At 74.7% G+C, this 25413-nt stretch carries 22 protein-coding genes; 5 read left to right on the forward strand and 17 right to left on the reverse strand.

From position 1 onward, the window contains the following. Window position 1: 1 nt before the first annotated feature. From FHL79_RS08380 to FHL79_RS08405, 6 genes are all read right to left on the reverse strand, one after another. On the reverse strand, window positions 2-1042 hold the full coding sequence (locus FHL79_RS08380) for an SRPBCC family protein (RefSeq protein WP_138758155.1): 1041 nt from the start codon (window positions 1040-1042) through the stop codon (window positions 2-4). Window positions 1043-1269: 227 nt separating this feature from the next. Next, window positions 1270-2133, reverse strand: a complete 864-nt coding sequence (locus tag FHL79_RS08385) for an FAD binding domain-containing protein (RefSeq protein ID WP_138758156.1) — start codon at window positions 2131-2133, stop codon at window positions 1270-1272. After that, on the reverse strand, window positions 2130-4628 hold the full coding sequence (locus tag FHL79_RS08390) for a xanthine dehydrogenase family protein molybdopterin-binding subunit (protein ID WP_138758157.1): 2499 nt from the start codon (window positions 4626-4628) through the stop codon (window positions 2130-2132). The genes FHL79_RS08385 and FHL79_RS08390 overlap by 4 nt, the downstream gene beginning before the upstream one ends. After that, a complete protein-coding gene (locus tag FHL79_RS08395) occupies window positions 4625-5176 on the reverse strand; it encodes a (2Fe-2S)-binding protein (RefSeq protein WP_171058077.1) in 552 nt (183 codons plus the stop codon). Before FHL79_RS08395 ends, FHL79_RS08390 begins: the two co-directional genes overlap by 4 nt. 228 nt (window positions 5177-5404) lie before the next feature. After that, the gene (locus FHL79_RS08400) at window positions 5405-6727 is read right to left on the reverse strand and encodes a GAF domain-containing protein (protein WP_138758159.1); all 1323 of its coding nucleotides are present in this window, start codon (window positions 6725-6727) and stop codon (window positions 5405-5407) included. A gap of 88 nt (window positions 6728-6815) precedes the next feature. Beyond that, window positions 6816-8033 carry an MFS transporter gene (locus FHL79_RS08405; protein WP_138758160.1) on the reverse strand — a complete coding sequence of 406 codons (1218 nt, stop codon included), beginning with the start codon at window positions 8031-8033 and terminating at the stop codon, window positions 6816-6818. A 106-nt stretch (window positions 8034-8139) separates the two neighbouring features. Here FHL79_RS08405 and FHL79_RS08410 point away from each other — a divergent pair, with 106 nt between their 5' ends. Next, window positions 8140-8892: a hypothetical protein gene (locus FHL79_RS08410; RefSeq protein WP_138758161.1), complete on the forward strand. Its 753-nt coding sequence runs from the start codon at window positions 8140-8142 to the stop codon at window positions 8890-8892. 18 nt (window positions 8893-8910) lie between these two features. Here the strand turns inward: FHL79_RS08410 and FHL79_RS08415 are convergent, their stop codons facing one another. Beyond that, entirely contained in the window at window positions 8911-9786 is an 876-nt protein-coding gene (locus FHL79_RS08415) for an ABC transporter permease (protein WP_138758162.1), read from the reverse strand. Then, complete coding sequence (locus FHL79_RS08420; RefSeq protein ID WP_138758163.1) at window positions 9783-10772, reverse strand: ATP-binding cassette domain-containing protein; 990 nt, start codon at window positions 10770-10772, stop codon at window positions 9783-9785. The genes FHL79_RS08415 and FHL79_RS08420 overlap by 4 nt, the downstream gene beginning before the upstream one ends. Window positions 10773-10810: 38 nt before the next feature. On the opposite strand from FHL79_RS08420, the gene FHL79_RS08425 reads away from it, so the two are divergent. Beyond that, the gene (locus FHL79_RS08425; protein WP_218938380.1) at window positions 10811-11470 is read left to right on the forward strand and encodes a TetR/AcrR family transcriptional regulator C-terminal domain-containing protein; all 660 of its coding nucleotides are present in this window, start codon (window positions 10811-10813) and stop codon (window positions 11468-11470) included. A gap of 9 nt (window positions 11471-11479) precedes the next feature. Here the strand turns inward: FHL79_RS08425 and FHL79_RS08430 are convergent, their stop codons facing one another. Continuing rightward, complete coding sequence (locus FHL79_RS08430; RefSeq protein ID WP_171058078.1) at window positions 11480-12778, reverse strand: multidrug effflux MFS transporter; 1299 nt, start codon at window positions 12776-12778, stop codon at window positions 11480-11482. Between the two features lie 133 nt (window positions 12779-12911). On the opposite strand from FHL79_RS08430, the gene FHL79_RS08435 reads away from it, so the two are divergent. Further along, window positions 12912-13514 (forward strand): dihydrofolate reductase family protein, encoded by a 603-nt coding sequence (locus FHL79_RS08435; protein WP_138758164.1) that lies wholly within the window; start codon window positions 12912-12914, stop codon window positions 13512-13514. On the opposite strand, the gene mftF is transcribed toward FHL79_RS08435, so the two are convergent. The 5 genes from mftF to FHL79_RS08460 form a co-directional block, all read right to left on the reverse strand. Further along, window positions 13499-14944, reverse strand: a complete 1446-nt coding sequence (gene mftF, locus FHL79_RS08440; protein ID WP_138758165.1) for a mycofactocin biosynthesis glycosyltransferase MftF — start codon at window positions 14942-14944, stop codon at window positions 13499-13501. The two genes, FHL79_RS08435 and mftF, sit on opposite strands and share 16 nt — an antisense overlap. Then, window positions 14941-15468: a cysteine hydrolase family protein gene (locus FHL79_RS08445; RefSeq protein ID WP_138758166.1), complete on the reverse strand. Its 528-nt coding sequence runs from the start codon at window positions 15466-15468 to the stop codon at window positions 14941-14943. The genes mftF and FHL79_RS08445 overlap by 4 nt, the downstream gene beginning before the upstream one ends. After that, the gene (locus FHL79_RS08450; protein WP_246080519.1) at window positions 15465-16949 is read right to left on the reverse strand and encodes a purine-cytosine permease family protein; all 1485 of its coding nucleotides are present in this window, start codon (window positions 16947-16949) and stop codon (window positions 15465-15467) included. Before FHL79_RS08450 ends, FHL79_RS08445 begins: the two co-directional genes overlap by 4 nt. Before the next feature lie 169 nt (window positions 16950-17118). Then, window positions 17119-17376 carry a type B 50S ribosomal protein L31 gene (locus FHL79_RS08455; RefSeq protein WP_138758167.1) on the reverse strand — a complete coding sequence of 86 codons (258 nt, stop codon included), beginning with the start codon at window positions 17374-17376 and terminating at the stop codon, window positions 17119-17121. Window positions 17377-17487: 111 nt separating this feature from the next. Continuing rightward, window positions 17488-18906: an NAD(P)/FAD-dependent oxidoreductase gene (locus FHL79_RS08460; RefSeq protein WP_138758168.1), complete on the reverse strand. Its 1419-nt coding sequence runs from the start codon at window positions 18904-18906 to the stop codon at window positions 17488-17490. A 454-nt stretch (window positions 18907-19360) separates the two neighbouring features. On the opposite strand from FHL79_RS08460, the gene FHL79_RS08465 reads away from it, so the two are divergent. Next, window positions 19361-20356 (forward strand): iron-siderophore ABC transporter substrate-binding protein, encoded by a 996-nt coding sequence (locus tag FHL79_RS08465; protein ID WP_138758169.1) that lies wholly within the window; start codon window positions 19361-19363, stop codon window positions 20354-20356. On the opposite strand, the gene mftE is transcribed toward FHL79_RS08465, so the two are convergent. Continuing rightward, window positions 20349-21062 carry a mycofactocin biosynthesis peptidyl-dipeptidase MftE gene (mftE, locus tag FHL79_RS08470; protein ID WP_138758170.1) on the reverse strand — a complete coding sequence of 238 codons (714 nt, stop codon included), beginning with the start codon at window positions 21060-21062 and terminating at the stop codon, window positions 20349-20351. The genes FHL79_RS08465 and mftE overlap by 8 nt on opposite strands. Window positions 21063-21088: 26 nt before the next feature. Next, window positions 21089-22924 carry a putative bifunctional diguanylate cyclase/phosphodiesterase gene (locus FHL79_RS08475; protein WP_138758171.1) on the reverse strand — a complete coding sequence of 612 codons (1836 nt, stop codon included), beginning with the start codon at window positions 22922-22924 and terminating at the stop codon, window positions 21089-21091. Window positions 22925-23161: 237 nt separating this feature from the next. Between FHL79_RS08475 and mftD the strand changes: the two genes are divergently transcribed. Then, entirely contained in the window at window positions 23162-24385 is a 1224-nt protein-coding gene (gene mftD / locus FHL79_RS08480) for a pre-mycofactocin synthase MftD (RefSeq protein ID WP_138758172.1), read from the forward strand. A gap of 90 nt (window positions 24386-24475) precedes the next feature. On the opposite strand, the gene FHL79_RS08485 is transcribed toward mftD, so the two are convergent. Beyond that, window positions 24476-25408 (reverse strand): vWA domain-containing protein, encoded by a 933-nt coding sequence (locus FHL79_RS08485; RefSeq protein ID WP_138758173.1) that lies wholly within the window; start codon window positions 25406-25408, stop codon window positions 24476-24478. Between the last annotated feature and the right edge of the window lie 5 nt (window positions 25409-25413).

Genomic DNA, 25413 nt, shown 5'->3' on the forward strand with positions numbered 1-25413 from the left:
CTCACTTCCGGAACTGGCGGATGATCAGCAGCAGGAGCACCAGCACGGCCGCCCCGCCGGCCGCGGGGGCCGCGTAGCGGGTGAGCGCCGCGCCGCCGGCCACCTCCAGCAGGTCGATCGGCTCCGGCTCCACCGGCGCGAGCGGGCGCTGCGGCGCCGACGGCGTGCTCCGGGCCGGGCCCCCGCCGGCGGGCCGGTTCGGCGGGGCGGTGGTGCCCGTCGGCGGCTTGCTCGGTGCCTTCTTCGCCGCGGTGAGGGGGGTGGCGGCGGGCTTCGTCGGCGGGAGCGTCGGATCGGGCACCGACGCGGCCGGTGCGGCCTCGGCGGGCGCGGCCTTCGCCGGGGCGGCCTTCACCGGTGGCGTGACCGCCGACTCGGTGGTCGCGGCGCCGTCGGCAGCCGCGGCCGCGGTCTTCTTCGCCGCCGCGGCGGCCTTCTTCGCCGGCCCACCGGACGCCGAGCCCTCCACGGAGGTCGCGACCTCCTCGACGACGCCGGCGGTGGTCGCCGCGGCCTTCGCTGCCGCGGTGCTGACGGTGGTCGCGACGGTCGGCTCCTGCTGCACCTCGGCCGCTGCCGAGTCCACGAGGCCGGCGTCCCCGCTGGCCAGCTGGGCGGAGAGCTTGTCGGCGAACTGCCCGAGGAGCTTGTTGCCCACGTCGGTCATCACGCCGCGGCCGAACTGCGCGGGGCGGCCGGTGATGTTCAGGTCGGTCAGCACGTCGACCCGGGTGACGCTGCCCTCGGCAGCCAGCGTGGCGGTGACGATCGCCGCGGCGGTGCCGTTGCCCCGCTGGTCCTTGCCGCGGGCGTCGATGACCGCCTTGTGCGCGGTCTCGTCCTTCTCGATGAAGGAGCCCTTGCCCTGGTAGGTCAGGTTGATCGGCCCCAGCTTGACCTTCACCCGGCCGGTGAAGTCGTCCCCGGTGACCGAGTCGAGCACCGCCCCGGGCATGCACGGGGCGATCCGGTCGATGTCCAACAGCACCCGCCACGCCTCGTCGACGGGCAGGGGCACGGTGAACGAGTTCTCCAGCTGCACTGCAGGACCTCCGAGGATGTGCGGCCCGACGCCGTCCGGGGGGGACGGCGACACCGGCGGCGAGCCGAGCCGGGACGTGCGGGGATGGGACGAGAAGGCGACGCTACCGCGCTCCGCACGCCCCTCCCGCACATCCGATCACGCGCGGGACGACGGCGCAGGTGGGGAACGGCGACGGCGCGCCGGCCCGGCCCGCCCACGAGGGACGGACCGGTCCGGATCGCTTCCTACAGACCTGCGGCCGCAGCCAGGGCGCGCCGGGTGAGCACCTGGGCGAGGTGCTGCCGGTAGTCGGCCTGGGCGTTGAGGTCGTTGCTCGGGCTGGTGCCCTCGGCGGCCTGGGCGGCGGCAGCGGTGACCGTCTCCAGGCTGACGTCGACCCCGACCAGGGCGGCCTCGGTGGCGCTGGCCCGCAACGGGGTCGGCCCCATGTTGGTCAGCCCGATGCGCGCCTCGGTGATCCGGCCACCCTCCCGCCGGACGGCCGCAGCCACCGCCACGATCGACCAGGCCTGGGCGACCCGGGTGAACTTCTCGTAGCGGACGCCCCAGCCGTCGGCCGCGGCGAGCTTGGGGAGCCGGATCTCGACGAGCAGCTCCCCCTCCTCGAGCGCGGTGGTCAGGTAGTCGACGAAGAACTCCGAGGCCGGCACCGTCCGCCGTCCGGCCGGGCCGGCGATGACGAACTCGGCGTCCAGCGCCAGCGCCACCGCCGGCAGGTCACCGGCCGGGTCGGCGTGCGCCAGCGCGCCGCCGAAGGTGCCCCGGCGGCGCACCTGCCGGTCGGCCACCGTCTCGGTGGCCTGCACCAGCAGCTGGGCGTACTGGGCCAGCAGCGGGTCGGTGAGCACGTCGGCGTGCGTGGTCATCGCGCCGACGACCAGCTGGTCGCCCTCCTCCCGCACCCCGCGCAGCCCCTCGACCCGGGTGAGGTCGACGACGACCTCCGGCGCGGCCAGCCGCAGCCGCATCACCGGGATGAGCGACTGACCGCCGGCGAGGACCTTCACGTCGTCCCCGCCGTCGGCGATGGCCTGGAGCGCCTCCTCGACGGTGGTGGGGCGGGAGTACGCGAACGCTGCGGGTATCACTGCTGGTCTCCTTCGGTGGCAGAAGCGGTGGCCGCCTCACTCGAGGTGACGCCCTGGGCGTTGGACGTGGCCGCGGCCCGGTCGCCGCCGTCCCCGCCCTCGTGGATCGCCCGCCAGACCCGTTCCGGGGTCAGCGGCATGCGCAGCTCGCTGACGCCGAGGTGCCGGACGGCGTCGATCGCGGCGTTGACCACCGCCGGGGTGCTGGCGATGCAGCCGGCCTCCCCGACGCCCTTGGCGCCCAGCGGGTTGCTGGTCGCCTCGTGCACGGTGTTGCCGGTGTCGAAGTGCGGCAGGTCGGCGGCCGAGGGGATCAGGTAGTCCACGAAGCTGCCGGTGGTCAGGTTGCCCTCGGCGTCGTAGATCGCCTCCTCGAACATCGCCTGGGCGATCCCCTGCGCCAGGCCGCCGTGCACCTGGCCCTCCACGATCAGCGGGTTCACGATCGTCCCGACGTCGTCCACGCAGGCGTACTTGCGGATCTTGGCGAACCCGGTCTCGGTGTCGATCTCCATCGCGCAGATGTGCGTGCCGTGCGGGAAGGAGAAGTTCTCCGGGTCGAAGGTCGCCTCCGAGTCGATGGAGGGCTCGATCCCCTCCGGGTAGTCGTGCGCGGCGAAGACGGCCAGGGCCACCTCCTGGATGCCGATGGAGGCCCCCGGCGTCCCCTTGACGGAGAACTTCCCGTCGGTGAACTCCAGGTCGTCCTCGCTGGCCTCCAGCAGGTGGGCGGCGATCGCCCGCGCCTTCTGCACGACCTTCTCCGCCGCCTTGACCACCGCCGTGCCGCCGACCACCAGGGACCGGGAGCCGTAGGTGTCCAGGCCGCGGGAGGAGATCGCGGTGTCGCCGTGCAGCACCTCGACGTCCTCGAAGGGCACGCCGAGCTGGTCGGCGACGATCTGGCTCCACGCCGTCTCGTGGCCCTGCCCGTGCGGCGTCGAGCCGGTGACGACCTCGACCTTGCCGGTCGGCAGCATCCGGATCGAGGCCGACTCCCAGCCACCCGCGCCGAAGGAGAGCGACCCGAGCACCCGGGAGGGGGCCAGGCCGCACATCTCGGTGAAGGTGGAGAAGCCGATGCCCAGCTGGACGGGGTCGTTCGACTCCCGGCGGCGCTGCTGCTCGGCCCGCAGCTCGTCGTAGCCCAGCAGCTCCAGCGCCTGACTCGTGGCCTGGGCGTAGTCGCCGCTGTCGTACTCGAGCCCGGCCACCGTGGTGAACGGGAACTCGTCGGCGTTGATCCAGTTCTTCCGGCGCAGCTCCAGCGGGTCCATGCCCAGCTCGACGGCGAGCTCGTCCATGATCCGCTCGATCGCGAACGTCGCCTCCGGTCGGCCTGCGCCGCGGTAGGCGTCGGTGGGCACCATGTTGGTGAACACGCCGTCGCACTCGAAGCGGTAGGCCGGGAACTTGTAGATGCCGGGGAACATGAACGCGCCCAGCGCCGGCACGCCCGGGGTGATCAGCCGCAGGTAGGCGCCCATGCTGGCGAGCAGCCGCACCCGCAGCCCCCGGACGGTGCCGTCCCGGTCGGCAGCGATGTCGACGAACTGCACCTGGTCGCGGCCGTGGTGGGCGGTCATCAGCGACTCACCGCGGGTCTCGGTCCACTTGATCGGCTTGCCGAGCCGGCGCGCGACCAGCAGGGCCAGGATCTCCTCCGGGTTGACCTGCAGCTTCCCACCGAAGCCACCACCGACGTCGGGGGCGATCACCCGCAGCTTGTGCTCCGGGATGCCGGTGACGCTGGCCGCCATGACCCGCAGGATGTGCGGGATCTGGGTGGCCGACCACATCGTGTAGTTGTCCCGGGTCGGCTGGACGACGACCGACCGGGGCTCCATGAAGGCCGGGATCAGCCGCTGCTGGACGAACCGGCGGCTGACGGTGACCTCGGCGTCGGCGAAGGCCTGGTCGGTGTCGCCGCCGGTCCCGGCCTCGCCGGCGTCGAAGACGAAGTGGTAGCTCGTGTTCGACGAGGTGGAGTCGTGCACCAGGGGCGAGCCGTCCTTGACGGCCTCCTCCATGTCCAGCACGACCGGCAGCGGCTCGTAGTCGACGTCGATCGCCTCGAGGGCGTCCGCGGCGGCCGTCCGGGTGCGGGCGACGACGATGGCCACGGCCTCACCGACGTGGTTGACCTGGTCCACGGCGATCGAGGGGTGCCCCGGGTTGACCATGTCCGGCGTCACCGGCCAGGCGCAGGGCAGCGACCCCTGCTCCTCGGCGAGGTCGGCACCGGTGAAGACGGCGACGACGTTCGGCCGGTCCTTGGCCGCGCTCACGTCGAGGTGGGTGATCCGCCCGTGGGCGACCGGGCTGCGCAGCATCGCCATGTGCAGCATGCCCGGCAGCACGATGTTGTCGGTCCACTGCGTCTCGCCGGTGATCAGGCGCGCGTCCTCCTTGCGCAGGCGCGCCTGCCCGATCTCCTTGGCCGGTGCGAGGTCGACTGGGGTGTCCGGGACGGCCGGGTCCTCGACCGCGGTCACGACTGCGCCACCACGTGCTCAGCAGCGGCGGTGTCCACCGCTGCCGGTGAGGCGTCCGGGTCGCCGGGTGCCTGCCCACGCATCTCGGCGGCCGCGTGCTGCACTGCCTTGACGATGTTCTGGTAGCCGGTGCAGCGGCAGAGGTTGCCCTCGATGCCCTCGCGGACCTCGGTCTCGCTCGGGTCCGGGTTCTCCTTCAGCAGGTCGATCGAGGCCATGATCATCCCCGGGGTGCAGAAGCCGCACTGCAGCCCGTGCATCTCGTGGAAGGCCCGCTGGACCGGGTGCAGGGCGCCGCCGATGCCCTCCTCGGCGACCCCCTCGATGGTGGTGACCTGGCTGCCGTCGGCCTGCACGGCGAGCACGGTGCAGGACTTCACCGCCTGCCCGTCCAGGTGCACGGTGCACGCGCCGCAGTTGCTGGTGTCGCAGCCCACGACGGTGCCGACCTTGCCGAGCTGTTCCCTGAGGTAGTGGACCAGCAGGGTCCGCGGCTCGACGTCGTCCGTGTAGGACTCCCCGTCGACCCGCACGTTGATCTGCGTCACGTGTCCTCCGCTTCGTTGCATCGGCTCTGTACCGCGGTCAGCCCGCGGATCCTGCGGCAGTGTGACAACCGACACGCGCGCGAGTCCACACCTCCTGCCCCGGGCCGCCGGCCCCGATCCGCAGGTGCGGTCCCCCGACGGCCTCCAAGGCTCAGGCGCGGAACGGATCGCTGCGTCGGACCGCAACCTGCGCCCCGGGCAACGTTGCACCGCGTTGCAGCGGTGCGGTCAGCGGCGGACCGGACCCCGGGGTCCGCCGCGCAGCCGCTGCACGTGCCCGGCGGCGGCGGTCCGCCGCGTCCCGGGCGGGAGCACGGCCAGGCACGCCTGCCAGGTGCCCAGGTCGTCGGCGGCCTCGGGCAGTTCGCTGTAGCGGACCAGCAGGTCCGGGCGCCCGCTGGTCAGCACCGCCGTGCGCACCTCGTCGGCGAGGCGGGCACGGGCGGTCCGCACCCCCGGTGCCGTCGACCCCGGCAGCAGCGGCCCCCGGTAGCGGTCCAGCGCCGAGCCCACCGCGCCCCGGGCGATCAGCCCGCGCACCTCCTCGGCGTCCGTCCGCACCGGTCCGAGCAGCCGGTAGGGCCGCGACCCGACGAGCTGGTCGCCCACCAGCCGCCGGAGCCGGGAGAGCTCGGCGCGCACGGTGACCGCGGCGGCGTCGCCGGCGTGGCACTCGGCGGCCAGCTGCTCCGCCGTCCGCCCGGTGCCCGCCGCAGCGGCCTCGGCGAGCAGCACCATCAGCTCCGAGTGCCGCAGCGACAGCTCCTGCGCGCCGGCGGCCGTGCGGAGCCGGGCCCGGTCGCGCCCCAGGGCCTCCAGCACCGGGACGGCGGGCCGCTGGCCGGAGGGGAGCCGGTCGGTGCGCAGGCCCCGGTCTCGGCCGAGCCAGCGGAGCTCGGACTCCGCGGCGGCCGCCGTCGCCCGGACCAGCGTCAGCACGTGCGGACTGGCCACGTGGTCGCCGCCGGTCACGTCGATGGCGCCCAGCAGGGCACCGGTGAGCGGGTCGTGCACCGGTGCCGCCGAGCAGCTCCACGGCTGGACCGGACGGCGGTAGTGCTCGCTGCCGTGGATCTGGACGGCGTGGTCGAGGGCGAGGGCGGTGCCCGGCGCGTTGGTCCCGGCGGCGCTCTCGCTCCACGAGGAGCCCTCCACGAAGTGCACCCCGGCGGCCCGGTCCTTGAGCCGCGAGTCGCCCTCCACCCACAGCATCCGGCCGGCCGCGTCGGTGACCGCGACGATCATCTGGTCCACCTCGGCGTCGGCCACGAGCAGCCGTCGGATCACCGGCATGACCGCGGCCAGCGGGTGGGCCGCCCGGTAGGCGATCAGGTCGTCGTCGAGGAGGTCCACCGGGGGCGGCGCCCCGTCGGGGTCGACGCCGCTGCGCAGCGACCTGCGCCAGGAGTTCCAGACGACCGCGCGGACCTGGTCCCCTGGTGGGGCCTCGACCTGGGTGACGAGTGCCTCGTGCGCGGCCCGCAGGCGCCGGGCGAGCACCGGACCCGGGTCCCCGTCGGGGAGCGCGAGCCACGGGTTCAGGGTCGTCACGGCGCGGGGTCCCCGGGGCTGAGGGTCATGGTCGCCCCATCGTGACCGCTGTCACCCGATCGCGCCAGCAGGTGACCCGCGACCGGGGTCAGACGGCGGCGAGCTCACGGCGGCGCAGCACCGCCGAGGCGGCGAGGAAACCGAGCCCGAGCACGGCCAGCCCGGCACCGACCAGGCTCGGGGCCCGGTAACCGAAGCCGGCGGCGATCACCAGACCACCCAGCCACGCACCCAGCGCGTTGGCCAGGTTCAGCGCCGAGTGGTTGAGCGCCGCGCCCAGCATCTGCGCGTCCCCGGCGACCTCCATCAGCCGCAGCTGCAGGCAGACGGCGAGCACCGAGCTGGCACTGGCGGTCAGGAACACCGCAACCAGGAGGGCGCCGGTGCTCCCGGCGAGGACGACGACGGCGACCAGGAAGACGCCCAGCGCCACCACCGCGCCGAGCAGCGACGGGAACAGCGCCCGGTCGGCCAGCCGGCCACCGAGCGCGGTGCCGATGATCATGCCGACGCCGAAGACCAGCAACGCGACCGGGACGAAGCTCGCCGAGGCCCCGGAGACGTCGGTGAGCAGCGGGGCGATGTAGCTGTAGAGGGCGAACATGCCGCCGAAGCCGACGATCCCGAACAGCAGCGTCAGGACCACCTGCGGCCGGCGGAGCGCGCCCAGCTCGGACCGGATGGTCGCCTCGGCGCGGCCGGGCAGGGCGGGGACGACGAGCAGGACCGCGAGCACGGTTCCCGCCCCGAGGAGCACGACGGCCCAGTAGGCCGAGCGCCAGCCCATCGCCTGGCCGAGCCAGGTGGCCGCCGGGACGCCGACCACGTTGGCGATCGCCAGGCCGAGCATGACCGAGCTGACCGCCCGGCCGCGGAGCCGGTCGGGCACCAGCGAGGCGGCGATGAGCGAGGCGACACCGAAGTAGGCACCGTGCGGCAACCCGGCCACGAACCGGGCGAGGACGAGGGTCCCGAAGCCCGGGGCCAGCGCGCTCAGCGCGTTGCCGACGACGAACGCCGTCATCAGACCCACGGCCAGCCCGCGGCGCGGCAACCGCGCGCCGAGGGCGGCGATGACCGGCGCGCCGACCACCACACCCAGGGCGTAGGCGGAGATCAGGTGACCGGCCGAGGGGATGCTCGCGTCGACCCCGTCGGCGATGTCGGGCAGCAGGCCCATCGTGACGAACTCGGTGGTGCCGATGGCGAAGGCGCCGATGGCCAGCGCGCCGATGGCGAGGACCGCGGTGCGGGTGGAGGGGACGGTCGGGGCCGGCGTCGTCTCGACGGCGGGAGCGGCACTCACACGTCGAGCCAAGACAGCAGCGGCAGCCGGCATTCCCGCACCCGTTGGTCTCAAGGAGCTGTCCCCGGGTGCCGATGACCAACCGAGGACCGGGGAGGGGGCTGTCATGGCCGAGCAGGGACGCCGCACATCGCACACCGCCGTGCGCCGCACGCCGAGGAAGGCCGCCCGCCGCGCGTCGCGGAACGGTGGGCTGACGCGCTGGCTGACCCCGGTGCTGGCGGTCGCCGCCGGCGGGCTGTTCGCCGCCTCGCAGCTCACCCCGGTGCTGGTCGAGCTCACGGCGTCCAGCACCATCGCCGACGAGGGGGCCACCTCGGGAGGCAGCTCGGCCGTCTCGCTCGGAGACGGCCTGATGTCCTGGTCCACCGGCCCGGTGGCCGGCGACTCCAACGGCGCGACGGTGACCGACGGCGACGCGGGAGGCGGCCTCGTCGTCCCCCAGCCGCCCCGGCCCGGCGGGATCACGCTGCAGCCCTGGGCGGCCCGCGGCGTCGCCCCCACGCTGACCCCGCTGGAGCCGGCCTGCGGCGGCTACAGCACGCCTGAGCGGATCACCCCGGGGGTGGTCGCGGGCACCGGCTCGGCCACCGTCACCTGGATGTCCGACGCCCGCGGGGAGGTGCAGTCCTACCAGGTCTCCGCGGTCGACCAGCAGCCGGTGAGCGGGGTCCAGCCGGCACCGCTCACCGCCACCGCGGCCCAGCCCGAGGGGTGCCAGCAGGTCTCGGCGACGGTGACCGGGCTGGTGTCGGGGCAGTACTACGTGTTCTGGCTCGAGGAGCAGGTCGTAAGCGCGACCACCGGGCGGACCAGGCTGGACCAGGTCGGCAGCTCGGCGCCGGTCCTCGTCGGCTGAGTTCCCCGGTCGGCTGGGTCACTCGGTGCTGGCGAACAGCCGTGCCCCGAGCCCGATGAGTGCGAGGGTGACCACCCCGACGGTGAGCAGCTGCACCCCGATCGGCACCGCCCAGCCCGCCCAGGTCAGCGGTGGCAGCAGCTTCTGCTCCGCCGCGGCGGTCAGGTCCAGGTGCTGGAGCACCAGGTGCCGCATCGGCTGGACGACGTAGGTCAGCGGGTTGAGCCGGGTGACCACGCTCAGCCAGGCCGGCAGTCCACCCAGCGGGAACAGCGACCCGGACAGGAACATCATCGGGGTGATCAGCAGCTGGAGCATCGGCATCGCGCCCTGGATGGTCTTCACCCGGGTCGAGAGCAGGACCCCGAGCGCGGTCAGGAACAGCGAGCCCAGGAACAGGCAGCCGACCAGCTCCACCAGCAGCAGCGGGTCGTAGGGGATCCCGACGGTGCCGACCAGGGCCAGCAGCACCAGGCTCTGCCCGGTGGCCACGATGGCCCCGCCCAGGCACTTGCCCCAGATGATCGACGCCCGGGAGATCGGCGCCACCATCATCTCGCGGAGGAAGCCGAACTCCCGGTCCCACACCAGCGAGATGCCGGCGAAGGCGGCGGTGAACAGCACCGAGGTGGCCAGCACGCCCGGGAAGAGGAAGGTGCGGAAGCTGATCCCGCCGCCGGTGTCGACGATGCTGCCCAGCCCGGTGCCCATCACGAAGATGAACAGCAGCGGCTGCAGCAGCATCGACAGCATCCGGGCGCGGTCGGACCGGAAGCGCAGCAGCTCGCGGCGGGTGACCACCCAGGTGGCCCGGGCGTGGTGCGCCAGGTCGCTGCGCACCTCGCCGAGCGGCTCCGGGAGCGCACGCAGCGTCGTCGTCCGGTCGGTGGTCATCGGGTCATCACCCTTCCCGTGGCGGCCCGTGGCGCCTCGGAGTCGCGGATCGTGCGGCCGGTGTAGGTCAGGAAGACGTCGTCCAGGCTGGGCCGGGTGACGGTCACCGACCGGATGTGCAGGTCGAGCTCGGTGAACAGCCGGGGGACGACGTGCGCGCCCTCCGGGACGGCGAGGGTCACCTGCCCCTCGTGCACGCCCGCCTCCAGCCCGAGCCGCTCCCGGATCCGGGCGAGGGCGAGCTCGTCGTCGTCCGTGCGCAGGGCGATCCGGTCGGTGCCGACGCTGGACTTCAACGCCTCGGGCGTGTCCTCCACGACGACCTGGCCGTGGTCCATGATCGCGATCCGGTCGCAGTGCTCGGCCTCGTCCATGTAGTGCGTGGTGACGAAGACGGTGATCTCGGTGCGCTGTCGGAGGTCGCGCAGGTAGTCCCAGATGGCCGCGCGGGTCTGCGGGTCCAGCCCGATCGTCGGCTCGTCGAGGAACAGGACCAGCGGCGCGTGCACCAGGCCGCGGGCGATCTCCAGCCGGCGCTTCATGCCCCCGCTGTACTTCACCACCGGGTCGCGGCGCCGGTCGGTGAGCGCCACCATCTCCAGCACCTCGGCGATCCGGCGGTCGGCGTCGGCGCGGGAGAGCCCGTAGAGGTCGGCGTGGAAGCGCAGGTTCTGCTCGGCGGTGAGCTGCTGGTCCAGGGTCTGCTGCTGGAACACCAGGCCGATCCGGCGGCGGACCTCGTTCCGCTCCCGGACGACGTCGAACCCGGCCACCCGCGCCGTCCCCGACGTGGGGTTGCGGATGGTGCAGAGCATCTCGATGGTCGTGGACTTCCCGGCGCCGTTCGGGCCGAGGAAGCCGTAGGTCTGCCCGGCCTCGACGCGCAGGTCGAGGCCGCGGACCGCCTCGACGACGCCGTCGGCCGCCGGGTAGCTCTTCGTCAGCCCCACCACCTCGATGGCGGGCTCTCTAACGGTGTTAGACACGACGCAGACAGTCCTCTACCACGGTTAGGCTGTCAAGCGTGACCGCCACCCGCGCGCCGGTGACCCGCGAGGCCGTCGTCAGCACCGCCCTGGCGCTGCTGGCCGACGGCGGACTGGAGGCCGTCTCGTTCCGCCGGATCGCGACCCGGCTGGGGGTGTCGGCGCCCACGCTCTACTGGCACGTGGACAGCAAACGGCAGCTGATGGACCTGATGGCCGAGGAGCTGGTCCGCCGGAACGAGGCGTCCTCAGCCGGCCCGCGGCCCGGGCAGCCGTGGTGGGAGTGGCTGCGCGAGGACGCCCGGCAGCTGTTCACCGCGCTGATCGCCACCCGCGACGCACCCCGGGTGGTCGCCGGGAACCGGCCCAGCGCCGAGGCGTTCGCCGGCATCGAGCGGGTGCTCGGCGTGCTGGTCGAGGCCGGCATGACCCCGGGACAGGCGCAGCAGACGCTGTTCGCGATCGGCGCCTACGTCATCGGCAGCGCGACCGAGTGGCAGGCCGAGGCCGACCGGGCGGCCGCCCAGCCACTGCCCGACGGCGACGACGAGGCAGCGAACGCGGCCCGGGCCCGGGCACTGGCCGAGCAGCCGCTGCTGCTGTCGGCGATCAGCGAGCTGCTGCACCAGCCGCACTCGGCGGCGTTCGAGCACGGCCTGGACCTGCTCGTCGACGGACTCCGCGCCCGCTACAGCTGACCCGCGGGGTCAGTGGACGGCGACCGGTGCGGCCTCCGGGTCGGGGTCCTCGAGCTGCCACGGGCGGACGACGACCACCAGGACGACGATCGCCAGCACCAGCGACGCGAGGACGACCGTGCCCATCGCGACGGCGTCGTTGCCCAGCATGCCGACCAGCGGCGACACCGCGGCACCCACCCCGAACTGGACGGCCCCGAGCAGTGCGGCGGCGGTCCCGGCGGCGTCGCCGTGCCGGGACAGCGCCAGCGCCGGGGCGTTGGGCAGCGCGAGACCGCAGGCGAACATCACCGCCCACAGCGGGAGGACGACGGCGACCAGGCCACCGGTCCCCGTGGCGGCCAGCACGAGCAGTGCGGCGCCGGCGACCGCACCGGCCACGGTGCCGGCGACGAGCACCTGGGCCGGGGAGGACCAGCGCAGCAGCACCGGGTTGAGCTGGGTGGCGGCGATCAGCCAGACGGCGCCGGCGCCGAAGAGCAGCCCGAACTGCTGCTCGTCGAGGCCGAACTCGTCCTGGAAGACGAAGGAGGACCCGGACACGTAGGCGAACAGCCCGGCCATGGTCAGGCCGGCGACCAGCACCAGCCCGACGTAGGCCCGGTCGCGGAACAGCGAGCCGTAGCTGCGCAGCGTGCCGGCGAGGCCGCTGCTGGTGCGGCGCTCCGGCGGCAGCGTCTCGCGGACGGCGAGGGAGCCCATCACCACCAGCAGCACGCCGTAGAGGGCCAGCAGCGCGAACACGCCGCGCCAGGAGGTGAACCGGAGCAGCTCACCGCCGATGGTGGGGGCGAGCACCGGCGCGACGCCGAGCACCAGGAAGAGCCGGGAGAGCATGGTGGCGGCGGCGCGGCCGTCGAAGAGGTCGCGGACGACGGCGATGGCGATCACCGCACCGGCCGCGGCGCCCACGCCCTGCAGCACGCGCAGCAGCCCGAGGACGGCGACGCTGGGGGCGAGGAGCACCAGCAGCGAGGCGAGCACGTGCAGCGCCGTCCCGGCCAGCAGCGGGCGGCGGCGACCGAACCGGTCCGACAGCGGGCCGAGCACCAGCTGGCCGAGCGCGAGGCCGACCAGGGTGCCGGTGAGCGTCAGCTGGACCGCCGAGGAGGTGGTCTCCAGCTCGTCGGTGATCGTCGGCAGCGCGGGCAGGTACATGTCGATGGTGAGCGGCCCGAGCGCGACGAACGCGCCGAGCACCAGCGCGGTGCGCGCCGTCCTCGGCTTCTCGATCCGCGGGTCGGGCAGCCCGACGCCGGTCGGCGACGGGACGGTCGGGCGGGCGGTGCAGTCCTGCGTGGCGGTCATGGGCCCCTCGGGTGGTGCGGTGACGCGGGGCCTCCGTTGGCCGGGACGCGGGTACGAGGCCGACAGCACCGCACAGCGGCGACACATTCCGCCGGACCGATGAGCGGCGCCCGCACCGGCGGTCTGGAGGTGCATGAGCCGCACGACGTGCCACGTGACGATCTCGCTGGACGGCCACCTCGCCGGACCGCAGCAGAGCCGGGCGGACCCGCTGGGCGTGGGCGGCGAGCGCCTGCACGAGTGGATGTTCGCCGACGAGCCCCGGCCCGCGGCCGACGAGGCCGCCCGCGCCGACCTGCTGCGACCCCGCGGCGCCTTCGTGATGGGCCGCAACATGTTCGGCCCGGTCCGCGGCGGGTGGGACGAGGACTGGCGCGGCTGGTGGGGCGACGAGCCGCCGTACCACGCACCGGTGTTCGTCCTCACCCACCACCCGCGGGACCCGGTCGAGATGGCCGGCGGGACGACGTTCCACTTCGTGACCGCGGGGTTCGACGCGGCGATGGAGCAGGCGCGAGCCGCGGCCGGCGACGCCGACGTGACCATCGCCGGCGGCGCGTCCACGATCCGGCAGGCACTGGCGGCGGGAGCTCTGCACGAGCTGGTCCTCGATGTCGCGCCCGTCCTGCTGGGCGGCGGGGAGCGCCTGTTCGACGGCGTCGCCGACCCCGGGCTCACGCAGCTGGGGGTCACCTCCTCACCGCGAGTGACGCACGTCCACTACCGCGTGGGCTGACGCGGCGGGCTGACCGGCGGCGGCGCGGCGGGCAGCAGCGCCCGGGGGTCCCGGGCGCGCAGCGCGCCGAGCCACAGCCCGGCACCGTAGGCGAGGTCCTCCAGGCGCCGTCCCGCGGCGAAGGTGGGCAGGTCGATCTCCTGGCGGAGCGGCCGCCAGCCGCTGACCGCGTCGGCGACGGCCACCCCGGCGACCAGCCACCGGGCCCGCCGGGACACCAGTGCCGCCGCCGCGGCGAGCGGCCAGTGGTGCCGGGTGACCGACCGGGCCAGGGTGCGGCCGGATGCCGCCGTGCCGCGCAGCACCAGCCCGGCCGCCAGCCGTACGGGCGGCCGGTCGCCGGGGGCGGCGAGCCGACCGGCCAGCTGCCACGAGGCCCGGCCCAGCACCCCACCGGCGGCGAGCACGCCCACCGGCGTCCCGGTCAGCGCCAGCGCCCAGGCCGCGGCCGACCACGGCGAGATCACCACCGGAGCGACCGCCGCGCCGTGCCGCTGGGCCAGCAGCGCCGCCCCGGTGCCGTAGAACGCCCGGCGGCGCAGCCACGCGGCCGGTTCCACCCGGTGGTCGTGCGCCACCCGAGCCGACGGTTCCAAGCGCACCCGCCAGCCGGCGCCGGCCAGCCGCCACACCAGGTCGACGTCCTCGGCGACCGGCATCGTCTCGTCGAAGCCACCTCGCAGTGCCGCCCGCCGGGCCAGCAGCGCGGCACTGGGCACGTAGGAGACCGTCGTCAGCGGGGCGACCCGGGCCGGCGTCGTCCCCATGTCCAGAGCGCTGCTCAGCGACTCGTACCGGGCCACCCAGCCGCTCGCGCCGGCCGGCAGGGCGGTGATCCGGGGGGCGACCAGCGCCACCCGGGGGTCGCTGAGGTGCCCGGCCAGCACCTCCAGCCAGCCGGGCTCCGGCACGCAGTCGGAGTCGACGAAGGCGACCAGCTCGGTGCCGGCGACCCGCAGCCCGGCGTTGCGGGCGGCCGCCGGACCGCGGGCGACCGGGTGCCGCAGCAGCCGGGCACCGGCGGCGACCGCCGCGACCGCGGCAGGGTCCGCCGAGCCGTCGTCCACCACGACCACCGGGCAGCCCGCCGTCCCGGGGTCGGCGCGCAGCGCGGCCAGCAGTCGGGCCAGCCCGTCGGTGCGGTCCCTGACCGGGACGACCACGGTCACCTCGGGGAACGGCGCCGGCGGCAGCTCCGGGTCGGCGACGCCGGTGTCGAGCAGCCGCGCGGCCAGCGCCGCGGTGCGGGCGTCGGTCACCTCGAGCCGGTCGCCGGCCAGCAGGGCCTGGGCCGCCGGCGCCAGCCGCAGCATCCGGAACGGTGACCCGCCGAGCAGCGTCGTCCCGCCGTCCCGGCACTGGGTCCCCGGTGCCAGCCGGACGGCGAACCCGTCCGGCAGCCGGTCCGGGGGCGGGGCGGGGACGGTCATCGCCCGGCGAGCACCACGTCGGACGTGGTCAGGGTGATCAGCGGGGCGTACAGCGCCATCGCGGCGAGCGCCCGGTCGTGGTCGGCGTCGCTGGCCCCGGCGCAGGCGTCGGTGACCACCTGCACGGGGACCCCGGCGTCGGCGGCCGGCAGGGCAGTGGAGAGCACGCAGCAGTCGGTCGAGACGCCGGCCAGCAGCAGGGGGCCCTCACCGACGAGCGCGGCGAGATCCGGGCCCCACTTGCCGAACGTGGTGGCGTCCAGCACCGGGGCGTCGCCGGGGTCGTCGACCAGCGCGTACAGCGGGGCGTCCGGGGGCCGGAGGGCGAAGGGGAACTGCTCGTAGTAGGGCACCCAGGCGCCGGTCGGCGTCGCCGGCGCGACGAACCGGGTGTGCACCACCCGGCCGGCGAAGGCCGCGGTCAGCCGGCGGATGGCCGGGTGCACCTCGGCGAACCGGGGCGCCCCCCACGGGGAGTCGCGATCGGCGAAGACGTGCTGGACGTCGATGACGCAGAGGGTCACGCCGCCTCCTGCGCCCGCACCGCACCCCGGCGGAGCAGCAGGGTGCCCCCGAAGCCGACCACCAGGGCGACCAGGACGCCGAGGTTGGCGAACGCCCAGTCGCCGTCCTTGCCGCCCAGCCCGAGCAGGCCGAGCAGGTAGCCCTGCCACTGCAGCCAGCCGGCGTAGGTGTTGGTGACCAGACCCCAGCCGAGCACCGACCCGAGGACGAGGAGCGCCAGCGGGACCGGCGGGACGGCGCCGTAGCGGCCGCGCGGGTCGTAGAGGTCCGGCTCGGAGTAGTCGCGGCGGCGCAGCAGCAGGTCGGCCAGCACGACCCCGCACCAGGCGGCGACCGGGACGCCGAGGGTGATCAGGAAGCCCTGGAACTGGACGAAGAAGTCGCCCTCGGCGAGGAAGACGACCCAGACGGCCCCCAGCACCATGAGCACGCCGTCGATGGAGGCGGCGACCGGCCGGGGGATCCGCACGCCGGCCGACAGCAGCGCCAGGCCGGAGGAGTAGATGTCCAGCAGCGCGCCGCCGACCAGGCCGAGCACGGCGACCAGCGCGAACGGGACGAGGAACCAGGTGGGCAGCAGGGTGGCCAGCGCACCGATCGGGTCCGCGCCGATGGCGGTGGACAGGTTCCCGGAGGAGCCGGCCAGCAGCAGCCCGACCACGAGCAGGACGACCGGGGCCAGCGCCGAGCCGAACGTCGTCCAGCCCACGACGCCGCGGGTGGAGGAGGACCGCGGCAGGTACCGGGAGTAATCCGCGGCGGCGTTGACCCAGCCGAAGCCGTAGCCGGTCATGACGAAGACGAGCGCACCGATGAAGGCCTGGGTGGAGCCCGCCGGCAGCCCGCTGACGGTGCCCCAGTCGATCTCGTCGGCCACCAGGACCAGGTAGACGACGGTCAGCACGCCGGTGACCACGGTGATGACCGCCTGCATGCGCATGATCAGGTCGAAGCCGAGCACCCCGCCGACGACGACCAGCGTGGCGACCACCAGCAGGGCGACGACCTGCGTGGCCGTCCCGCCGCCCCACCCCAGCTCGGTGAAGACCGTCGCGGTCGCCAGCGTGGCCAGCGAGGTGAGCACCGTCTCCCAGCCGACGGTGAGCACCCAGGCCAGGACCGCGGGGACGCGACCCCCGGTGACGCCGAAGGCCGCCCGGCTGAGCACCAGCGTGGGGGCCGAGCCGCGCTTGCCGGCGATCGCGACGAACCCGCACAGCAGGAAGCTGACGACGATCCCGACCACGCCGGCCACGACGGCCTGCCAGAACGAGATGCCGAAGCCGAGGGTGAAGGCGCCGTAGGCCAGACCGAGCACGCTGACGTTCGCGCCGAACCAGGGCCAGAACAGCTGCCGGGGCGTGCCCTTGCGCTCGGACTCGGAGATGACGTTGATGCCGTTGGTCTCCACCGCCACCCGCGAGGTGGGTGCAGCCGGCTCCCCGGTCGCCTGGTGCGCCATCGCGTGCTCCGTCCTCACCGGCGGGTCCGTCCCCGCTCCCGGGCCGAGACCCTAACCGCGTCATGCACCCCGCACGGTTTCGCGCGCGAAAGTACCGCGGTGCGCGCGCGGACCGGGGGAACGCAGCGACGCCGCCGGCTGGTCCCGGGAGGGACCTGCCGGCGGCGGCGTCAGGGAGTGCCGCGGGTCAGCTGCGGGTGCGGTTCCGCGCGCCGTAGCGCTGGTTGAACTTCTCGACCCGGCCGGCGGTGTCCAGCACGCGCTGGTTGCCGGTCCAGAACGGGTGGGAGGACGCGCTGATCTCGACCGGGACCACCGGCAGGGTCTCGCCGTCGAGCTCGATCGTCCGGCTCGTCTGGACCGTCGAGCGGGTCCGGAACGTCTCCCCCGTCGAGGTGTCCTGGAAGACGACGGTGCGGTACTCGGGGTGGATGCCGTTGCGCATGGCTGGTCCTCTCGGTCTGCGCGGGACGTCCGCCCCCGGTGGGGCGGGCTGATCGCGTCGGTACGGACAACAAACCGACGGCCCTGTTGTTCCCTCCCCGCAGTCGGCGCGCTACCGGGACCCGGTCGGTGAGCGCAGCTCCTCGACGAGCTCGTGGCGGGGCGGCGCGGCCGGTGCGCCCGGAGCACCGCCCGGGGTGCGTTCCGGTCCCGGCGACGCCGCCCCGGGCACGGGCCGTCCCGGCAGCCACCCCTGCGCCAGCAGGTCGGCCACCCGCGGGTGCACCGACTCCAGCGCCGCGGGCGGGTCCACCAGGTGCATGTGGCGCAGCACCGCCCGGGCGACCGTGCGGTCGGCACCGGCAGCCGCCAGCACCATCAGGTGGGGGACCTCGGCCGGGCCGCCGCGGGCGGTGGGAGGCACCCCGGTCGGGAGCCGGCCGTCCCGCACGGTCCGCCACATCGCGGCGCGGGCCTGGTCGGTGCACCGCGCGTCGTCGAACCAGGCCCGCAGCTCCCCGCGCTCCCAGGCGTCGAGCTGACCGCGCCACGAGCGGGCGTCCTCGGGAGCGGCGGCGACCGCGTCGGCGAGGCGGAGGGCGTGCGCGACCGCGAGCGAGGAGCCCCGACCGAAGTGCGGGTTCGTCGTGCACACGGCGTCGGCGAGCGGCTGCAGCCCCAGCGGGGCCGACTCGTGCAGCACGCGGAACGAGTTGCGCAGCCCGCCCATGACGACCACGTCCGAGACCGGCTCGGCCCGCTGGGCATCGGTCCAGTCGGCGGTGAGCGGCACCTGCCGGGTGGCTGCCTCGAACACCGGCGTCTCGCGCAGCACGGCCAGCTCAGGGTCGTCCGGCAGCCGGGTGAAGCAGACGGTGAAGACGCCCGCGTCGTGGGGGAACACGAGCACGGAGTAGCCGTCGCCCTCGGCCACGGAGATGACGCCGCGGTTCACCGGCCCGAACGAGGTGCTCGGCAGGGTGCGGTAGCGGCGCGAGGTGTACACCTCGTCGGCGGGCTCGTCGACGGTCTCCCGCAGCCAGCGGCGGGACACCCGGCCGCGGCGCCCGGTGGCGTCGACCACCAGGTCGGCGGGCAGCACGCGCCCGTCGGCCAGGCCCACCCCGGTGACCGCTCCGTGCTCGACCCGCACGTCGGCGACCGCGGCGTACACCACGGTCACGCCGGGCTCGGCCTCGGCCATGCCCCGCATCACCCACTCCAGGGTGCTGCGGCGGCACCACATCGCCTGCAGGCCGTCGATCAGCTCGACCTGCGGCACGCCGATCGCCCGCAGGCCGTCCAGGACGTCGGGGAGCCCGTGGTCCAGTTCCTGGAAGAGGCGGGCCAGGAACGCGTGCGGTTGCTGGAACTGCGCCACCCCCCGCCGCGACCACTCGGCAGCGGCGGTCACGTCCGCCGGCCGGGGGGAGTCGTCACGGTCGACGACCTGCACACGATGTCCCTGGCGGGCGAGGGCCAGAGCCGCCGTCAGCCCAGCCACGCCGCCACCTGCGATGACCACCTGCATTGCCGTTGTCCGTTCCCCGTGTCGACGCCCAGCTGCCCGTGCCGTCGCCGAGCGTCGGAGCAGGACGCCAGATGCACTCGGCCCTCGTGCGACCTGCGGTCGGCATGACCTCCCTCGGACACGGGGAGCCCGCCGATGTCCGGCCCCACCTGGGGAATTGCAAGCTACAACCAACGCCCGGGGCACGCCAGAGACCTGGGCACGGGGCCGCGCGGCCGGACGGGGAGCCGGCCCCGGTGCCCCGGGGCAGACCGCGCGGGTGGCCGACGACCGGGGACCCAGCCAACCCTGACCGGGCCCCGGGTCTGACCGACCGGAGGACGCCCGGTGACCTCCTCGTGACCTCCTGCTGGTTAGGTGAGCCTCACCTGACCGACCCGAGGAGCACGCCGCCGTCTCCCCGCCCACGGTGCCCGCCGCCCGACCACCGCACCCATCCCGACCAGGAGCCCTCATGTCCTCCCGACCCGCACTCCGCGGCGCCGCTCTGCTGGCCCTCGCCCTCGCCGTCACCAGCTGCAGTTCCGACTCCGGGGACGACCCCGCCGAGGGCAGCAGCGCCGGCAGCAGCTCCACCGGCGCCTTCCCGGTCACCATCGGCACCGCCTTCGGCGACGTCAGCGTCGAGGAGGAGCCCACCCGCGTGGTCGCCCTCGGCTGGGGCGACGCCGAGACCGCGCTCGCGCTCGGCGTGCAGCCGGTCGGCGCCAGCGACTGGCTGCAGTTCGGCGGTGAGGGCGTCGGCCCCTGGGCCGCCGGGGAGTACGACGAGGCGCCCGAGATCATCGACAGCCTGGAGCCGAGCTACGAGGCGATCGCGGCGCTCCAGCCGGACCTGATCCTGGACACCAAGTCGCCGGCCACCCAGGACCGGTACGACAAGCTCAGCGCGATCGCCCCGACCGTCAGCCAGCCCGAGGGCGCGGACCCCTACCTGACCTCCTCGGCCGACCAGCTGCAGATGATCGGCGAGGCACTCGGGAAGAGCGACGAGGCGACCGCGCTGCAGCAGCAGGTCGACCAGGCCTTCACCGACGCGGCCGCGGCCAACCCGGAGTTCGCCGGCACCTCGGTGGCCGTGGCCGCCTACAGCGCCGAGGGCTTCGGCGCCTACGTGGAGGGCGACGCCCGGGTCGACTTCATGGAGCAGCTCGGCTTCGCGCTGAAGCCGGAGATCCAGGCCCTGGCCACCGACAGCTTCTTCGTCTCGGTGAGCGAGGAGCAGCTGCCGCTGCTCGACGCCGGGCTGACCGTCGCGTTCCCGATCTTCGTCGACGCCGGACAGATCACCGGCAACCCGCTGTGGCAGGCCATCCCGTCGGTGCAGGCCGGGCATGCGGTCGTCCTGGAGGACGAGACGCTGACCAGCGCCTTCTCGATCGGCACGCCGCAGGGCATCCAGTACGCCCTGGACAACGCCGTCCCGCTGTTCGCCGACGCGCTCAGCTGACCCGCGCGACGCCGCCGGGGAGCAGCCGACCGGCGGCGTCGACGTCCCAGCGGGTGGCCGCGGCGATCAGCCGGGCCCGGAGGTCGGCCAGCAGCTCGGCCCCCTCCGCCGCCGAGGCACCGGTCGGGTCCCCGAGGACGCCGTCCGGGCTCACCGCCCGCACCCCCTCGGCACGCAGCCGGGGCAGCAGCTCGCTGATCGGCGCCGTCTCCCCCGTCGCGGCCAGCGTCGTGCGCACCGCCCCGGGTTGCACGTGCAACATCAGCGACGTCTCGGTCCGCCCGGCGTGCGCGTCCCCGCCGGGCGCGCCGCACGGGAACCAGGCGACGTCCCGGCCCTCGGCCCGGAGCAGCGGCACCGCCGTCCGGAGCGCGTCGAGGTTGCCGCCGTGCCCGTTGACCACCAGCAGCCGGCCGGCCCAGCGCCCCGCCGAGCGGCCGTACTCCACCAGCAGCGCACCGAGCGCCTCGGTGCCGATCGAGATCGTGCCGGGGAAGCCCTCGTGCTCCCCGCTGGCGCCGTAGGCCAGCGCCGGGGCGAGCAGTGCACCGGTCAGCCGGGGGACGACGCCCTCCGCGACGGCCTGCGCCACGACCGTGTCGGTCGCCATCGGCAGGTGCCGGCCGTGCTGCTCCACCGACCCCAACGGGACGACGACCAGCGGCGCGCCCGTGGCCTCGGGCCAGGTGGCGTCGGTCAACCTCACGACCGCGACCCTGCCAGACCCGGGCGTCACACCCGGGTGGGGACTCCCGACAGGTCGGCGTCGGGCCGGCAGTGCTCGGCAGGCTGCGGTCGGGCGAAGAGGTAGCCCTGCGCCGAGCCGCAGTGCAGGTCGGCCAGCGCCTGCCGCTGACCCTCGGTCTCGACGCCCTCCGCGACGACCCCGAGGCCCAGGCTGCGGGCCAGCTCCACCATCGAGGCGATCAGGGTGGTCGACGACCCGCCGGTGGCGAGGTCGGTGACGAAGCTGCGGTCGATCTTGATGATGTCCGCCGGCAGCCGGCGGAGGTAGGAGAGCCCGGCGAAGCCCGTGCCGAAGTCGTCGATGGCGATCAGCACCCCCAGGTCCCGCAGCTGCTGCAGCCGGCCGACCACCGCATCGACGTCGTGGACCAGGATGCCCTCGGTCACCTCGAGGGTGAGCTGCTCGGCGGGGAACCCCGAGTCCAGCAGCGCCGCGGTCACGTCGGCGACCACCTCGCTGTCCATCAGCTGCCGGGGCGAGAGGTTGACCGCCATCCGGAGCGGCTGGTGCGTCTCCGCGGTCCAGGCCGCCCCCTGCCGCAGGGCCTGCTGCAGCACCCAGCGCCCGATCCCGGAGATGGTCCCGGTGTCCTCGGCGAGCGGGATGAACTCCGCCGGCGGGATCATGCCCCGGTCCGGGTGGTGCCAGCGGACCAGCGCCTCGAAGCCCGTCGTCCGGCCGTCGCTGAGCCGCACGGTCGGCTGGTAGTAGACCTCGAGCTGCCCGGCCAGGACGGCGAGCGGGAGGTCCTGCAGCAGCCCGGCGCGCCGGCTGGCCGCCTCGGCCATGCCGTCGGAGTAGGCCACCAGCTGGTCGCCGCCCTGCGCCTTCGCCAGGTACATGGCCAGGTCGGCGTCGCGGAGCAGGGAGTCCGCGGTGTGCTCGCCCGGGTCGGCCGAGGTCGCCAGCCCGATGCTGGCGTGCACGGTGGCAAGACCGGCGTCCAGCTGCACCGGGAGCGCGAGGGCGTTGCGGACCCGCTCGCCGACGGCCCGGGCGGTCTTCGGGTCGGCGGTGAGCAGCACGGCGAACTCGTCGCCGCCGATCCGGGCGACCAGGTCGCCCGGGCGGACGCTGCGCTGGAACCGTTCGGCGACGGCCAGCAGGACCTGGTCGCCCGCCGCGTGCCCGCGGCTGTCGTTGACGTCCTTGAAGCCGTCGAGGTCGATGAAGAGCAGGCTCAGCGGGGCGCCCTCCCGCAGCAGGCGCTGGGTGCGCTCCTCGAGCTGGGTGCGGTTGGCGACCCCGGTCAGCGCGTCGTTGAGCACCTGGTCCTCGTTCAGCCGCCACGCCGCGAGGTGCGCCAGGCTGGCCGCGAGGACGAAGACGGCGTGGATGCCAGCCCACAGCCACGGGTCGTGTTGGCCACCGTGCCCGAAGACCGCGTGCGGGTACAGCGTGCCGACGACGCCATGGTGCAGGGTGACGACGACCAGCGCGATGCCGAAGGGCACCCAGTGCTGGTACAGCGAGACGACGCCGACCATCACGAAGAAGGCGAAGTGGGCCTCGGTGACCCCGCTCCACAGGTGCACGAGGGCGACCGAGGCGGCCATCAGGCTCAGCGTGGTCGCCGAGGACCGGGTGGACCGGCCGAAGGAGGGCGTCACCGCCACCAGCAGCGGACCCCCGACCGCTGCCAGCACCGTGACGGCGGCGAGCTGGCTCTCGCCCCAGGCCCAGCACAGCACGACCAGGACCAGCGCCGACAGCATCGCCAGTCGCACGATCATCTGGTGCCGCCGCTGCCAGACCGCTCCGGGCAGGAGCCGGCCCTGCGGCAGCAGCGCAACGAGCCGGGCACAGACTCTGGTGATCACCGCTCCGTGATCGACACGCCCCGGCGGGCGCTTGAGCAGCGGCGAGCCGGTACCCACCCCTGGGAGGGATCGACAGGATCATGACCTGCGCCTCGTCGCGGTAGCGTGGCACTCAGTGCCAGCGTCGGCCGCCCCCGCTGCCCTGCGCTGTCACCCGGCCCGCGCGACCATGGGGCCCCTGCTGGGCGGCGACCCGTCACCCGGCGCGATCACGTACCAGGACGGCAGGAGCAGTCGATGGCCAACCCGTGGTTCGAGTCAGTGGCGGAAGCACAGCGTCGGGCGAAGAAGCGCCTGCCCAAGGGCGTCTACGGCGCGCTGGTGGCCGGCTCCGAGCGCGGCGTCACCGTCGACGACAACACCGCCGCCTTCGCCGAGCTCGGCTTCGCCCCGCACACTGCCGGGCTGGCCAACGACAAGCAGATGGCCGTCCGGGTCATGGGCCAGGACATCTCGATGCCCGTGCTGATCAGCCCCACCGGCGTGCAGGCCGTGCACCCCGACGGAGAGGTCGCCGTCGCCCGGGCCGCCGCCGCCCGCGGCACCGCCATGGGGCTGTCGTCCATGGCGAGCAAGCCGATGGAGGAGGTCATCGCGGCCAACCCGCAGACCTTCTTCCAGCTGTACTGGGTCGGCGATCGCGACGTGATGGCCGCCAAGGTCGAGCGGGCCCGCAAGGCCGGGGCGGCCGGGCTCATCGCCACCCTGGACTGGTCGTTCGCCTACGGCCGCGACTGGGGCAGCCCGTTCATCCCGGAGAAGGTCAACTTCGAGGCGGTGCGCCGGTACGCCCCGCAGGTGGCCCTCAAGCCGCGGTGGCTGTGGACCTTCGCCAGGACCGGCAAGCTGCCCGACCTGACCGTGCCGAACATGGTGGGCGTCCCCGGCGAACCGGCGCCGACGTTCTTCGGTGCCTACGGCCAGTGGATGCAGTCGCCGATGCCGAGCTGGGAGGACGTCGCCTGGCTGCGCGAGCTGTGGCCCGACGCGCCGTTCATGCTCAAGGGCGTCATGCGGGTCGACGACGCCCGCCGCGCCGTCGACGCCGGGGTCACCGCGATCTCGGTCTCCAACCACGGCGGCAACAACCTCGACGGCACGCCGGCCTCCATCCGGGCCCTCCCGGCCGTGGCCGAGGCCGTCGGCGACCAGGTCGAGGTGCTGCTCGACGGCGGCATCCGCCGCGGCAGCGACGTCGCCAAGGCCCTGGCCCTGGGCGCCAAGGCGGTCATGATCGGCCGCGCCTACCTGTGGGGCCTCGCGGCCAACGGCCAGCCCGGGGTGGAGAACGTCCTCGACCTGCTGCGCGACGGGCTCGGCTCCGCGCTGATCGGGCTGGGCCACACCTCGATCGACCAGCTGAACCCCGGCGACCTGGTCATCCCGCCGGGCTTCGAACGCCACCTGGGCACCCCCGGCCCCGACGCCCCCGTGGGCAACCCCGCGTCCGGCCAGGCCTGACCCGCCGCGGTCCGCCTTTGTGGCCACTTTGGCGGAGGAGGCCGCGGCACGGTCCGCCTTTGTGGCCACGATGGCGGCCGGGGGGCTTCCTCAGTCGGCGAAGACGGCGGTGAGGGCGGCGGCGACGTCGCGGTGGTCGCGGACCAGGCGCAGCCGCCCCCGCCCTGCCCGGGCCAGGTCGCGGCCGAGCTCGACATCGTCCTCCCCCGAGGTGTCCAGCAGCACGTCGAGCCGGGGCAGCCGGGCGGCGGTGAGCCGCGGGTCGGGCCCGGCGTTGTGCACGCAGTCGGACAGCAGCAGCACCCGCGCGTCCCGCGGCGGCACCCCGGCGAGCTGCCGGGCCGCCGTCTCCAGCGCGAAGGTCACGTTGGTCAGCCCCTGGGTCGGCACCCGCAGCAGCAGGTCGAGCACGGCCAGCGGGGCCACCTGCTCCCCCATCGGCACCAGCACCGCCGCGTCGGACCAGAAGGCGACGACGGCCAGCCGGTCGCGGGCGAGCTCACCGGCCAGCGCGCCCACCGTGGCCGCCGCCGTCTGCACCCGTTCGCCCTTCATCGACCCGGACACGTCGACCACCAGGACCACCGACCGCCGCTGCCGGACCCGCTCCCGGACGACGATGTCGGTCTCCTCGGGGTAGGGGTCGCCGGCGATCACCTCCAGGGTCCGCTCCAGGTCCAGCTCGTCGGACCCCCCGCTCCACGGCGTGCTGACCAGCTCACCGACCCCGCGCCGGGACCGCCGGTCGCGGGCCGGCCGCGGCACCGCCAGCCGGCGGGCGATCTGCCGCGCCCGGGCCCGCGTGAGCTGGTCGACGGCGTTCTCGGTGGCCAGGTCGGCGAGCGGGATCAGGTCGGCCGGCTCGTCCGTCGTCCCGGACGCCGTGCTCCCCGGCCGGGACGGACCGGTCCGGTCCCGCCGCCGGTCACCCGACGACAGCGCCAGCCCACCCCCGCCGCGGGACGGCTCGTAGAGCGACGGCTGCTCGGTGAGCTGCTTGGGCCGGCGCCGCAACGGCCGCATGCCCC

Origin of the sequence: Modestobacter altitudinis, assembly GCF_005930475.1 — a bacterium.
Lineage (GTDB): Bacteria > Actinomycetota > Actinomycetes > Mycobacteriales > Geodermatophilaceae > Modestobacter > Modestobacter altitudinis.

Excerpts from the sequence above, each read along its gene's own strand:
- FHL79_RS08435 (WP_138758164.1), top strand. The coding sequence starts at position 12,912 with ATGAGCCGCACGACGTGCCACGTGACGATCTCGCTGGACGGCCACCTC.
- FHL79_RS08455 (WP_138758167.1), bottom strand. The coding sequence starts at position 17,376 with ATGCGCAACGGCATCCACCCCGAGTACCGCACCGTCGTCTTCCAGGAC.
- mftD (WP_138758172.1), top strand. The coding sequence starts at position 23,162 with ATGGCCAACCCGTGGTTCGAGTCAGTGGCGGAAGCACAGCGTCGGGCG.
- FHL79_RS08430 (WP_171058078.1), bottom strand. The coding sequence starts at position 12,778 with ATGACCGCCACGCAGGACTGCACCGCCCGCCCGACCGTCCCGTCGCCG.
- FHL79_RS08485 (WP_138758173.1), bottom strand. The coding sequence starts at position 25,408 with ATGCGGCCGTTGCGGCGCCGGCCCAAGCAGCTCACCGAGCAGCCGTCG.
- FHL79_RS08410 (WP_138758161.1), top strand. The coding sequence starts at position 8,140 with ATGGCCGAGCAGGGACGCCGCACATCGCACACCGCCGTGCGCCGCACG.
- FHL79_RS08415 (WP_138758162.1), bottom strand. The coding sequence starts at position 9,786 with ATGACCACCGACCGGACGACGACGCTGCGTGCGCTCCCGGAGCCGCTC.
- FHL79_RS08460 (WP_138758168.1), bottom strand. The coding sequence starts at position 18,906 with ATGCAGGTGGTCATCGCAGGTGGCGGCGTGGCTGGGCTGACGGCGGCT.
- mftF (WP_138758165.1), bottom strand. The coding sequence starts at position 14,944 with ATGACCGTCCCCGCCCCGCCCCCGGACCGGCTGCCGGACGGGTTCGCC.
- FHL79_RS08465 (WP_138758169.1), top strand. The coding sequence starts at position 19,361 with ATGTCCTCCCGACCCGCACTCCGCGGCGCCGCTCTGCTGGCCCTCGCC.